Raw genomic sequence first — 11967 nt, 5'->3', positions numbered from 1 at the left:
GGCTCTGCGACTCCTTAGTGATGCTGAAACTCTCCAAGATTTTCCGAACGCGGCTTACCAAACGTAACAAAGAATCTCGCCGCCAATCCCTCGCTTGCGAGCTTCGCGGTCGGTCATGATGCCACTGGAAGTAGAAACGATCGCGATGCCAATTCCGCCGAGTACGCGCGGCAGTTCCTTGCGGTTGCGATAAATTCTTAATCCAGGACGACTGACGCGACTGAGGTTGCGAATCAGCGGTCGGCGTTCGCGCCCCTTGTACTTGAGCGCGATTTCGATATGCTTCCGAATCCCTTCGCCGGTTTCGCGGTATCCGGCAATAAAGCCTTCACTTGCGAGAACGCGGACGATATTGCGATTCATCTTGGTCGAAGGCACGATGGTTGTCTCGTGCTGGACCAAGCACGCATTGCGGATCCGCGTCAGCATATCGGCGATCGTGTCTGTAGATGCCATCCTTGCCTCTGTTCCTTACCCGTGTCTAACTGTCGCGGAAGGGCATGCCCATCCCACGCAGGAGCGCGCGTGCCTCCTCATCGGTCTTAGCGGTCGTTACGATCGTGATGTCCATTCCCCGAATTCGGTCGATGCTGTCGTAATCGATCTCGGGAAACATCAACTGCTCGCGCACGCCAAGGTTGTAATTGCCGCGTCCGTCAAAGCTCTTTGGACTGATCCCGCGAAAGTCACGAATGCGCGGCAACGAAATGCTAATCAGCCGGTCGAGAAAGGCATACATGCGCTCGGATCGTAAAGTTACCATTGCTCCGACCGGCATGCCCTCGCGGATTTTGAATCCTGCAATTGCCTTTTTCGCGCGGGTTACTACCGGACGTTGACCGGTAATTTTAGCTAGCTCCTGAAGAGTTGCTTCGAGCGCCCGCGCGTTCTGATGGGCTTCTCCCAACCCCCGATTGATAACAATCTTTTGGACCTTGGGGATCTGGTGGAGGTTAGTGTACCCAAACTGCTCTTTGAGTTTGGGCGCGATTGTTTCGCTGTAAAGTGTCTTAAGTCGCTGTGTCATGGTCTGTTGCAGAAAGCTCTCTGGGCTGGGTCAGAAAGCACGAACATAGCGAGCGCCAACGGCAGAAGCTGTAAGCGATCGCATCGCACTGATTCAGTCGATGATTTCACCGGTTTTCTTGAGCACGCGTACCTTACGACCGTCCTCGGTAAAGGTATGGCCGACGCGGCTGGCAACGGACTCTTTCTTGGAATAAAGCATGACGTTGGAACTGTGGATCGGGGCCTCGAAAGTTTCAATTCTGCCTTTTTCCCCTTCCTGGCGAGGTTTGACGTGCTTGGTCCGCACGTTCACACCTTCAACGACAATGCGGTTTTCCTTAGGCAGTACGCGTTGTACCTCGCCAACTTTGCCCTTGTCGCGGCCCGAGATAACCTGTACAGTGTCGCCTTTCTTGACATGCATTTTGTGGCGCACCTGGGAATTTACTGCTCGAGTTGCTTGCTGAAAGTTTCTAGCCATCAAAGCACCTCCGGAGCCAGCGAAACAATCTTGGTGTAATTCTTGTCGCGAAGCTCGCGTGCAACTGGACCGAAGACGCGCGTTCCGCGGGGGTTGCCTTCGGTATTGACGATTACGGCAGCATTGTCGTCGAAGCGAATAGTCATGCCGCTCGCTCGTTTCTGTGGATAGCGAGTGCGCACGACCACAGCACGGACGATGTCAGACTTCTTGACGACCATATTCGGCAACGCCTCTTTGACCACAGCCACGATCTCGTCACCAATGCGAGCGTAGGCACAATTCCCAGCACGCATTACTCGCAAGCACATGATTTTGCGTGCGCCGCTATTATCTGCCACATTAAGAATCGTTTCTTGCTGAATCACGTCTGAGCTCCTCGCTCGTAATCGAGTCAGGACTGCAATTTAGGAAATATGCCGGTTAAGGTTCGACCGGTGACCCCTCTTCTTCACTGTCTGAAGCCTCTTGGTGGGTATCTCCAGCAGTTACCCCGGATGAGACAGTCTCTCCGCCGGAAGCATCAACCGACGTGTTGGTCTCGGTCACTTCTGCAGCTGACTGGCACTCAGAGTCTGGAGTGGTTTCCAACCCTTCAGATGCCTCTTCCTCTCCAGTTTCGAGAACTTGCACGTCTTCGGCAGGAGATACATCTGCAGCTGCGGGAGCTTCAGGTGTTACGGACTCAGCGGGTTCAGCAGCGTCAGAACTCGCAGCCTCACTGACCGAAGCTTCGCCAGCTGCCACAAGTACCTCTGGCTCGAGCTCCGTAATGACTTGGGGCGCTGTTACGGCGCGTGACGTTCCCTCTAGAACCTCGGCAAGGGTCCAGCGCTTGGTGCGGCTGAGCGGACGAGTTTCGCGAATGCGCACGCGATCGCCTTCCTTGCAGCGGTTTTCCTCGTCGTGAACCTTGTAGCGCTTGGTCCGCACCATCGTTTTCTTATATTTCGGGCTGGGAGACCGGCTTTCAACAGCAACAACAATGGTCTTATGCATTTTGTTGCTTACGACGACTCCCACGCGTTCCTTGGCAGGCATTCGATTTACTCCTCCTCGGTAGGTGATGTAGTCTCGCCAACGGTCGTGACTGACTCGGGTGCTCCGTCGGTACCAACCTCCGCTTCAGAGCCAGTTGCAGCTTGGGCGAGCTGGCGCTCGTGCTCGACTGTCAAGAGCTGCGCGAGACGGTGACGTGCGTGCTTGAACTGGTGGGGCTGTTCCAACTCGCCCTTCGCTTGCTCCAAGCGCAGCTGGAAAAGCTGGCGTTTGATATCGACGATAGCCTGGGCAATCGCCGCATCGTCCCACTCGCGGACCTCAGCAATATTGGGAAACGCCATCTAGACCTCCTGGTGCTCGCGAACGAGGAACTTTGTTTTGATCGGAAGCTTTTGAGCGGCTAGCCGCATGGCTTCGCGAGCGACATCCTCGCCGACACCAGCAATCTCGAACATGACGCGTCCGGGTTTGACAACAGCTACCCAAAACTCAGGGTTCCCCTTACCCGAGCCCATGCGCGTCTCAGCAGGGCGCATGGTAATGGGCTTGTCCGGAAAAATTCGTATCCATATCTTCCCACCGCGCTTGATGTATCGGTTCATTGCCCGACGCGCGGCTTCAATTTGACGTGATGTAATCCACGACGGCTCGATTGCCTGTAAGGCAAAATCACCGAATTCAATTGAATTTCCGCGTTGGGCAAGACCCCTCATGCGACCGCGGTGTTGTTTGCGAAATTTAGTACGTTTTGGGCTAAGCATTGTCCGTTACCGGATAGGCGATCGGCGTTACTGGTAGGTATTGAGGAAGCAACAAACAGCGAGAGTATTGACGGGCTACCTATACGCGTAAAACTCGCTACTCGCCGGAGCGATCTTCAAACTGGCGGCGACGCTGACGACGTGGTGCGGGGGGAGGGGGAGGCGGTCCATCGGCACCAGGAATGATCTCGCCCTTAAACACCCAGATCTTGATACCGAGAATGCCGTAGATCGTTCGCGCCGTCCGGTAGGCGTAGTCGATATCAGCTCGTAGCGTATGCAATGGTACGCGTCCTTCGCGCGTCCATTCCGTTCGCGCAATTTCCGCACCGTTTAGACGACCGCCAATCTGAATCTTGATACCCTTGACCTCAGCCCGCTGTGCACGTTGCAAAGCCTGACGAACGACGCGCCGGAACGAAACCCGTCGTTCGAGCTGCTGGGCAATGTACTCGCCAATCAAGGCAGCATCAGCGTCAACGCGGGCAACCTCCACAACATTGATGCGGATTTGTCGGCTTCCACCAAGCAGCTGCTGCAACCCAATACGGAGTGTTTCAATACCACTACCACCGCGCCCAACAACGACTCCCGGTCGCGCTGTATGAATCTCAAGGTCGATCTGGTCGGCTTTCCGCTCGATACGGATCGACGAGATACCAGCGTTGTTAAGGTTGTCGACAACATAACTGCGGATTTTGCGATCTTCCTGCAGGAGGTCGGGATAGCGTTTTGAGTCGGCATACCAGCAGGACTGATGTTCCTTAGTAATGCCGAGGCGGAAACCGGTTGGATGGATCTTCTGTCCCATGTCTTGGTATCGGATGAAGGACTTATGCGTCTTCGACGAGCGGTGCAACGGCAACAGTAATGTGGCACGTTGGTTTGCGAATCTGGTAAGCACGTCCCTGAGCTCGGGGACGGTAACGTTTCAGAGCGGGCCCCGCATCTGCAAATGCGTTGCTAACTATGAGGTTGGCTGGGTCGAGACCGTTGTTATGCTCGGCGTTTGCCACGGCCGATCTCAGTACCTTGAGGACGGGTTCACAGGCACGGTAGGGCATAAATTCCAAAACGACAAGAGCTTCACGGTAGGAGCGACCGCGAATTTGGTCGAGCACTCGCCGGACCTTATGAGGCGACATGCGGATGTAGCGCGCGATGGCCTTCACTTCTTCTGCTGTATCGATAATTGCCGTAACCATAACTGTTATGGAACCTCGTGGTAGAACCGCTGCAGACAAGAGCCTTTAACGGCGGGACTTCTTGTCACTTTTGGCATGGCTGCGAAAAGTGCGGGTAGGAGCAAACTCTCCAAGCTTGTGTCCGACCATTTGATCGCTGACAAAAACTGGCACGTGTTGCCGCCCGTTGTGTACCGCGAGAGTATGACCGACCATCGGCGGGATAATCGTCGATGCTCGCGACCAAGTCTTGATCACTTGCTTCTCGTTGCGAGCATTCAGCTTTTCAATCTTGCGCAACAACTTGTCGTCAACGAATGGTCCTTTTTTTAACGATCGACTCATTTCCTATATGTCCCTCTCCAAGAAATTGGTCAGCAGATTATTAAAAGCTTCTAACGCTTCTTCTTGCGACGACGCACGATTAGCTTACTGCTGGGCTTTCGTGGTTTGCGGGTTTTGCCACCAATTGCGGGTTTCCCCCAAGGGGACACCGGACCGCTCCGACCGATGGGCGCGCGCCCTTCTCCACCACCATGTGGGTGGTCGCAGGGATTCATCGCACTACCGCGAACAGCAGGCCGACGTCCGCGATGGCGAGAACGACCGGCTTTACCAAGTTTGAGGTTGCGAAACTCAGCGTTGCCAACACGACCGATCGTTGCAGTGCATTCTTGGCGAACCATCCGCATCTCACTGGATGGCAAGCGTAAGGTAACGTAGCCCTTCTCACGAGCAACGACCTGTGATGCCGTTCCAGCGGACCGGACGATCTGACCGCCACGCCCTGCGATCAGCTCGATGTTGTGGACGTCGGTACCGAGGGGTACCCGACTGAGAGGCATTGCATTTCCTATCTCGAACGGTGCATCATCACCGGCAGTTACTGTCGTGCCGACACTCAAGCCCTCCGGACAGAGGATATAACGCTTTTCGCCGTCTTGGTACTGCAGCAAAGCGATGCGCGCATTACGATTAGGGTCGTACTCAATTGCCATAACCTCAGCAGGAATGCCAACCTTGTCGCGTCGGAAGTCAACGATCCGATACAGACGCTTATGACCCCCGCCGCGGCGGCGACTGGTGATCACACCGCGGTTGTTACGCCCTTTCTTGCGGTGGAACCCCTTTGTTAAGGACTTCTCTGGCTCGCGACGTGTAAGCTCGGAGAACTCCGAGACCATTGCTTGGCGAGTACCGGGAGTCAAAGGTCGGAACGAACGAATAGCCATGGTTTTGCCTGAATAGGTGCCTTGCCTGCCGGGAGATTGGGAAGCTCGAATGCTCTATACGTCAGGGAAGAGAACGATCGTGTCCCCTTCCGCTAGGGTCACGATTGCCCGCTTGTACTGCGACTTATAACCGATGAATCGACCGACCCGGCGGCGCTTGGGGGGCTGGCGAAGGAGATTTACCTTGGTCACCTTTACGTCAAAAAGTAACTCGATCGCAGCTTTGACTTGTGGTTTCGTTGCTCGCTTTGTAACGTCGAAAACGTACTTGTTCTCCTCAAGAAGAAGTGTTGCCTTCTCGGTCACGATTGGACGGTGGACAAGGTCGATGAGGTCGCGCGGGTTGTAATCAGGCACCATACACCTCCTGAATCTCCTTAAGAGCTGCTGGAGTTGTTACTAACCGGTTGTAGGTCATCAGGTCGAGAACATTCAAGCTGTCAGCACGGAGCATCTTGAGATTTGAAATGTTGCGTGCCGACAAGAAAACATTGTCTGACATGTCAGTCAAAACGAGCAGTACCTTGTCTTTATCTGTCACACCCCAACGCCCCAAAGCTGCAACCATGTCAGCAGTTTTCGGGCGTGGGAACTGCTCTGCAAAATTTTCGACCACAATTGCGGTTTCCATGCGGTTCATGACAGCTGTCCGCAGCGCCAAACGGCGTTCCTTACGATTCATCCGCACCTCGAAGTCGCGCGGGCGCGGTCCGAAGATAACGCCACCACCACGCCAGAGTGGCGAACGAATCGATCCGGCTCGAGCACGTCCGGTCCCCTTCTGTCGCCAAGGCTTGCGCCCGCCGCCGCGCACCTCGGCCCGCGTCTTAGTTGAAGCGTTACCTTGTCGAGCATTCGTCTGCTGACGAACAACCGCACGGTGTAGAAGATGCTTGACGTTCTCCTCACGCGCGACTCTTAGCTCGATGGTGGCCTCGCCAACTGCTTCACCTTCCCAGTTCTTAACCGTGCAACTAGTCATCCTCTACTTCCTGCCGGTACTTTGCTAAAAGTGCCAGATCCCGATACCTCTACTTACCAACGATCCGGCTTGGGGCAATGCTCAACAGTGCACCAGGCTTACCTGGCACCGAACCTTTAATCAGAAGCACATTACGTTCTGCATCCACGCTCACTACCTGTAACTTCCGTACGGTCGCGGTTTTACCGCCCAAGCGACCCGCCATACGGGTGCCAGGATAAACACGTCCAGGAGTCGTACCTGCACCAATCGAACCGGGTCGACGGTGGTTTTTACAACCATGCGTCATCTGACCTCGGCGGAAGTTGTGGCGGCGCTGATAACCTGCGAATCCACGACCGATGCTCTTGCCCGTTACATCAACGAGTTGACCGGATTCAAAAATCTCGACTGTTAACTGGTTGCCGAGATCGAAATCGTCAGGACTTTCAAGGCGATACTCGCGAAGATGACGTAAGGGTGGAGCATCGGACTTGGAAAGGTGACCGAGTTGAGGCTTGGTTAGGTTTTTCTCCGCAATTCCTCCAAACCCAACCTGGACCGCGGCATAGCCATCCGTCTGTTGAGTTTTGACTTGTGTCACCGTGCACGGTCCTGCTTGAACAACCGTAACGGGGATGGCGATCCCTTCCTCCATATCGAAGTACTGGGTCATGCCTAGCTTTTGCCCGAGAATTCCAACGGACACGATGCATCCTCCTATGGTTCGTCTGTTCGGGCGACCGTCGCCCCCAGATCCTTTTACGTGGAAGCAGCCTATTTTACGACAACAGAAAAAAGTCGTACGTTGCCTTAGTAAACAACCATCGACTCATTCCGCATGCAACTTCTGACCGTTGTCCTTCCGCGCAGCGATTCCTGTTGGTTCGCAGGGACTTGAGAGGGGTGTAGCCTCCCAGTATCCGCATTTGCGATAACCGCTTGAGAGCAAAGGGGGCAAGCCAAATTAACTATTACCCTACCAGTACCTATCGCAAGCGAACGTTGAAACGCAAGCAATGGAGTAGGTATCTGTCCCCTGTACAGCCACAGTTATCGAGCATAGCAAAACATGTTGAGCAATGTCAAGCTAGAGGTGTATTGAGGCAGGGCAAGCGCATACCAAGCATTGGCTTTACGGCAGGTTGGGGTTTCAGCGATTTGGAGTGCTGTAACTCAGCACTCCCCTTCTCAACAAACCCAGTTTTAACCGTGCTTATTGCAAATATTGAGCCGAAATTCTGAGTATGCGTTTGCCCTGCGACCGACTGCAGGCACATTGCTTGTGTGCTCAGGACCAACATATAATAACCGAATCGTTCAAAAAGCCTAGTGGTCGAGGATTAGCATGCCATTGTTGACAAGTGGAAAAGGCTTCATCCGCGACTTGGAGCGCGCCAATGCTCTTGCGATTTATGCTCCCTTGGAAGGGGGGTTCGAAGGACGCTATCAACGTCGTTTGCGCGCCCAGGGTTATGTCAGCCTGTCGCTGAGCGCTCGAGGGTTGGGGGATCTCGCTTCGTACCTGACCGGAACTCACGGAGTTCGCCCGCCACATTTGGGGAAGAAAAACATTGCCCGGGAAGCAGCAGTTGGCGATATTTACTTCGTCCCGCCGATTGCTGGCTACCAGATTGAAGCGCTGCCTTCCTGGGCAAAGGGTTTGGTTTTGTGGGTAATTGAAGGCTATGTTCTCTCGCAGCAAGAGCGCGAATATATAGTTAGACTGACTGAGTCCGAGCCGCTTATCAAGGTCGTCTTGGAAATGGGCGGTTCGCGCTACTTTCGCTGGCAGCCGCTGGCAGATACTGCCGCCTCATAACATTCCTCTTACACTAGCAGGGGCAGTTGCGGAAATTACCGCTGTGCAGAGTGTCATCCGCATAAATCTCTAGGACTAGACCGAAGCAGCGAGCAATTCCGCAGAGTTCGATCTCTATGGCGAAAAAACAACAGGCACAGCTTGCCTCGGTGCGAGCTGATAGGGTAGATGAGAGGGAGTACTCTCCAAAAGGAAACCTGTTAAGGCGTAAAGTTTCACGATCGTAGCTCTCAGGCGGTGCATATCTAGGTACTATCAGGATAGCAAGCACTATATTTAGTGTTTCATGAGTGCTTGCTCCGCGGCATCTGCTCGCACGAGAATTGAGCAGGTCGATCTGGAGCAATGGCACCACCATCCGTTGCTATGTTTCGAGATGCCGGAGTGAGTCATCTGCGCTATCCGTTACAGTCACTGCAGACTGGTCGCTGGTTCAAACTGATTTGCGGAGCAAGCTATCAGTATTTACCTGCTGTTCGCAGCATGAGTTTGGCTTACGCGCTAGCAGGGGCTGACTGCATTGATGTTGCTGCCGATCCAGCTGTGGTGGCAGCTGCCCGCGGTGGTTTGTCGGCTGCACGGTGTTTGAGGCGACAAGCCGAGCAGCGCGGCTTCAATCCAGGGGTGCCCTGGTTGATGGTGAGCATCAATGACGGTGACGATCCGCATTTTCGTAAGGCTGAATTCGATTCGGCGCAATGTCCGCAAGATTGTTCGCGTCCGTGCGAAACCGTATGTCCGGCAGGGGCCATACGCTGGGATGAGATGGCGGGGGTGATTGCCGATCGCTGTTATGGTTGCGGACGCTGTCTGCCGGTATGCCCGCAGCAATCGATTGCAACTCAGTCAAAGCAACTTTCTCCCGCTGAAGCCGCACAACAGCTCGAGCGTCTTGACATAGACGCCATCGAAATTCATACCCAGGTTGGTCGCAAACTCGAGTTCCTCAGGTTGTGGGACTCACTTGCACCGCTGGTGGCGCGCCTCAAGCTGCTGGCAATTAGCTGCCAGGACGGACCCAGTTTGACTGATTACTTGCGGGGACTTGCCGAGGCGATCGAGCCACTTCCCTGCCCGCTACTTTGGCAGACAGATGGGCGACCGATGAGTGGCGATTTGGGAGCGGGTGCGACGCGGGCAGCCGTGCGGCTGGCTCAGGAGGTGTTGGCAGCACAGTTGCCAGGTTATGTCCAGCCAGCTGGCGGCACTAATCAGCATACGGTACCGAAACTGGATGCAGCTGGGTTGCTGGGCCCGACGCAGTCGGGGAATTTTATAGCAGGAGTAGCGTATGGAAGCTACGCGCGCTCGGTGATGGTGCCGGTACTCGACGCGTTAGAAGCTAGCAACCACCGCCTTTTAGCAATATACCCAGGGATGCCGCCAGCGCAGCTTGAAGACAAGCCGTTGCTGTTGTGGCAAGCAGTCGCGCGCGCGCGCGCGCTTACTGCACAACTGTCTGTAGCTGTTCCCATTACAGTAGGTTCCGATGCTGTTTCGTCGATCTGCCGCTAGGTTTACTCAGCAAATGGTCACATCCGATCCCGTTCAGTTCGCTCCAGCGCGTTCGGTGCCCCCATCAACGGCGTCTGCCTCCCAGCGCCGACAGACGACTGACGATCTCGATACCCTGCTCGCAGTTTTTCCACCAGCACTGCGAGCAGCGCTCGACTGTCCCGAGCGGCGCGACAATTTGGTCGAGGTAGTACTCGACTTGGGCCGCCGACCGGAGGCACGCTATCGCGATCGCTCGGAATATATTAGCGAGGACTGCGTCACGCGTGAGGAGCTTCAATATTGCTGCGATCGCGTCGGGACGTTTAGTAGCGATAATCGCGCGGGCATCGAGCGGACGTTGCACCGCATCAGTGCCATTCGCAACCGCGACGGCGATGCGATTGGGTTGACCTGTCGTATCGGACGGGCAGTTTTTGGCACGATTAACATGATCGACGACCTCGTGCAGCGCGGGCAGTCGATTCTGCTCCTCGGCCGTCCGGGCGTGGGAAAGACCACAGCCCTGCGAGAAATTGCCCGCGTGTTGGCCGACGATTGTGGCAAGCGCGTGGTCGTCGTCGATACGTCCAATGAAATCGCCGGCGACGGCGACATTCCGCACCCCGCGATCGGTCGGGCGCGACGAATGCAGGTGGCGCGCCCGGAACTGCAGCATAAAGTCATGATCGAAGCCGTGGAGAACCACATGCCAGAGGTTGTGGTGATCGACGAGATCGGCACGGAGCTGGAGGCTCTTGCTGCCCGTACGATCGCGGAGCGCGGCGTACAACTCGTGGGCACGGCGCACGGCAACCGCCTGGAAAACCTGATCAAGAATCCGACGCTGTCGGATCTCGTAGGCGGCATTCAAGCCGTAACGCTTGGAGACGACGAGGCGCGGCGGCGCGGCTCCCAAAAGACCGTGCTGGAGCGCAAGGCTCCACCCACCTTCGCGATCGCAGTGGAGATGTTCGAGCGCCAACGCTGGGTAGTTCACGAGGATGTTGCCGATACGATCGACCGGCTGTTACGCGGCACCAACCCCGAACAGCAGATTCGCTCGACCGATGCTGACGGGCGCTTCAGCGTGACTTACGAAAAGCCAGAGCCTTCAATGATGGCAGCGGCAGGAGCGAGCACCAAGGTAGAGTCATTAACGCGTCAGAAAGGGTGGCGGGCGTCGGGACGCATGAGCCCGATTCCGATGTCCTCGACACGGGGCGAGCGCGGAGACTTCGACCGCCTCTTAGACCAGTCTTGGCAGCAGGTTGAGCCAAACACCAGCGGCGAGAAGGTGCGGACGCCAGGTCCAAATGGCGAGGACTGGCCGGTGTACGTTTATCCCTACGGCATCGGTCGCAGTCAGCTCGAACAAGTTCTTGAGGTCATGAAGCTGCCGATCGCCTTAACGAAAGATTTGGAAGGTGCTGACGCAGTATTGGCACTGCGTTCGCAGGTCAAGAACCATTCCAAATTGCGCCAGGTGGCAAAAACGCATCAATTACCAATTCACGTAGTAAAGTCCAACACGATTCCGCAGATTACACGGGCGTTGCAGCGGTTGTTGAACCTCGATGATGCGGTGGATGTGGTCCCGGACATGCAGCTGTTTGCATCCTCTGGTGACGATGACGAGCTCGAAGCATTGGAGGAAGCACGGCTGGCCGTCGAGCAAATCGTGATTCCCGAGGGACAGCCGGTGGAGTTGCTGCCGCGATCGCCGAAGGTACGCAAGCTTCAGCACGAACTTGCCGAACACTATCGCCTGAAGTCCGATAGCTTTGGCGAAGAACCCAATCGTCGCCTGCGAATTTATCCAGCCTAGAACAGCTAGGTCCGCAGATACGGGGGCCGGTTCTCTTACTGTGCCCCCCTGTGGCTCCCTGCCCTTGCGGCTAAAGTCAGTGCGCGTTTGCAACTCAACAGGCTGGCAATTTGGGTGCCCTAGACCCGACGAGAGCGGGTTGTTTCCGAGGATCGCGCTCGTTAGCCAGTCGCCGCCGACCGCCGACTAGAATA

At 55.6% G+C, this 11967-nt stretch carries 15 protein-coding genes and 2 pseudogenes; 3 read left to right on the top strand and 14 right to left on the bottom strand.

Going from position 1 to position 11967, the window contains the following annotated elements; all coding sequences use genetic code 11:
* Nucleotides 1-54 precede the first annotated feature (54 nt).
* The 14 genes and pseudogenes from rpsH to rplC form a co-directional block, all read right to left on the bottom strand.
* Nucleotides 55-456 carry a 30S ribosomal protein S8 gene (rpsH, locus tag KR51_RS05170; protein ID WP_022605572.1) on the bottom strand — a complete coding sequence of 134 codons (402 nt, stop codon included), beginning with the start codon at nucleotides 454-456 and terminating at the stop codon, nucleotides 55-57.
* Nucleotides 457-481: 25 nt separating this feature from the next.
* The gene (gene rplE, locus KR51_RS05165) at nucleotides 482-1027 is read right to left on the bottom strand and encodes a 50S ribosomal protein L5 (RefSeq protein ID WP_022605571.1); all 546 of its coding nucleotides are present in this window, start codon (nucleotides 1025-1027) and stop codon (nucleotides 482-484) included.
* Between the two features lie 93 nt (nucleotides 1028-1120).
* Entirely contained in the window at nucleotides 1121-1489 is a 369-nt protein-coding gene (rplX, locus tag KR51_RS05160; protein ID WP_022605569.1) for a 50S ribosomal protein L24, read from the bottom strand.
* Nucleotides 1489-1857, bottom strand: a complete 369-nt coding sequence (gene rplN, locus KR51_RS05155; protein ID WP_022605567.1) for a 50S ribosomal protein L14 — start codon at nucleotides 1855-1857, stop codon at nucleotides 1489-1491. The genes rplX and rplN overlap by 1 nt, the downstream gene beginning before the upstream one ends.
* Before the next feature lie 442 nt (nucleotides 1858-2299).
* Nucleotides 2300-2530, bottom strand: a pseudogene (gene rpsQ, locus KR51_RS20540) (30S ribosomal protein S17); the annotation flags it as partial.
* A 98-nt stretch (nucleotides 2531-2628) separates the two neighbouring features.
* Nucleotides 2629-2832 (bottom strand): annotated as a pseudogene (rpmC, locus tag KR51_RS05145) (50S ribosomal protein L29); the annotation flags it as partial.
* Nucleotides 2833-3252: a 50S ribosomal protein L16 gene (gene rplP / locus KR51_RS05140; protein WP_022605561.1), complete on the bottom strand. Its 420-nt coding sequence runs from the start codon at nucleotides 3250-3252 to the stop codon at nucleotides 2833-2835. It lies immediately after the preceding pseudogene.
* Nucleotides 3253-3349: 97 nt separating this feature from the next.
* The gene (gene rpsC, locus KR51_RS05135) at nucleotides 3350-4063 is read right to left on the bottom strand and encodes a 30S ribosomal protein S3 (protein WP_022605559.1); all 714 of its coding nucleotides are present in this window, start codon (nucleotides 4061-4063) and stop codon (nucleotides 3350-3352) included.
* A gap of 22 nt (nucleotides 4064-4085) precedes the next feature.
* The gene (gene rplV, locus KR51_RS05130; RefSeq protein ID WP_022605557.1) at nucleotides 4086-4457 is read right to left on the bottom strand and encodes a 50S ribosomal protein L22; all 372 of its coding nucleotides are present in this window, start codon (nucleotides 4455-4457) and stop codon (nucleotides 4086-4088) included.
* A 45-nt stretch (nucleotides 4458-4502) separates the two neighbouring features.
* Complete coding sequence (gene rpsS, locus KR51_RS05125; protein ID WP_022605555.1) at nucleotides 4503-4781, bottom strand: 30S ribosomal protein S19; 279 nt, start codon at nucleotides 4779-4781, stop codon at nucleotides 4503-4505.
* A 50-nt stretch (nucleotides 4782-4831) separates the two neighbouring features.
* The gene (gene rplB / locus KR51_RS05120) at nucleotides 4832-5668 is read right to left on the bottom strand and encodes a 50S ribosomal protein L2 (RefSeq protein ID WP_022605553.1); all 837 of its coding nucleotides are present in this window, start codon (nucleotides 5666-5668) and stop codon (nucleotides 4832-4834) included.
* A gap of 54 nt (nucleotides 5669-5722) precedes the next feature.
* On the bottom strand, nucleotides 5723-6028 hold the full coding sequence (locus KR51_RS05115) for a 50S ribosomal protein L23 (RefSeq protein ID WP_022605551.1): 306 nt from the start codon (nucleotides 6026-6028) through the stop codon (nucleotides 5723-5725).
* The gene (gene rplD, locus KR51_RS05110; RefSeq protein WP_022605550.1) at nucleotides 6018-6650 is read right to left on the bottom strand and encodes a 50S ribosomal protein L4; all 633 of its coding nucleotides are present in this window, start codon (nucleotides 6648-6650) and stop codon (nucleotides 6018-6020) included. The genes KR51_RS05115 and rplD overlap by 11 nt, the downstream gene beginning before the upstream one ends.
* Nucleotides 6651-6699: 49 nt before the next feature.
* Nucleotides 6700-7338 carry a 50S ribosomal protein L3 gene (rplC, locus tag KR51_RS05105; protein ID WP_022605548.1) on the bottom strand — a complete coding sequence of 213 codons (639 nt, stop codon included), beginning with the start codon at nucleotides 7336-7338 and terminating at the stop codon, nucleotides 6700-6702.
* 639 nt (nucleotides 7339-7977) lie between these two features.
* On the opposite strand from rplC, the gene ndhN reads away from it, so the two are divergent.
* The 3 genes from ndhN to KR51_RS05090 all read left to right on the top strand — a co-directional run bounded on the left by ndhN (nucleotide 7978) and on the right by KR51_RS05090 (nucleotide 11773).
* Entirely contained in the window at nucleotides 7978-8451 is a 474-nt protein-coding gene (gene ndhN / locus KR51_RS05100; RefSeq protein WP_022605547.1) for an NAD(P)H-quinone oxidoreductase subunit N, read from the top strand.
* Between the two features lie 384 nt (nucleotides 8452-8835).
* Complete coding sequence (gene ldpA, locus KR51_RS05095; RefSeq protein WP_040655242.1) at nucleotides 8836-9966, top strand: circadian clock protein LdpA; 1131 nt, start codon at nucleotides 8836-8838, stop codon at nucleotides 9964-9966.
* 13 nt (nucleotides 9967-9979) lie between these two features.
* Nucleotides 9980-11773 (top strand): R3H domain-containing nucleic acid-binding protein, encoded by a 1794-nt coding sequence (locus KR51_RS05090; RefSeq protein ID WP_022605541.1) that lies wholly within the window; start codon nucleotides 9980-9982, stop codon nucleotides 11771-11773.
* The last annotated feature ends 194 nt before the right edge of the window (nucleotides 11774-11967 follow it).

It is taken from the genome of Rubidibacter lacunae KORDI 51-2, from assembly GCF_000473895.1.
GTDB lineage: Bacteria > Cyanobacteriota > Cyanobacteriia > Cyanobacteriales > Rubidibacteraceae > Rubidibacter > Rubidibacter lacunae.
Note: the sequence above shows the minus strand (reverse complement) of the source record. Positions and strands in the feature narration are given on the sequence as shown.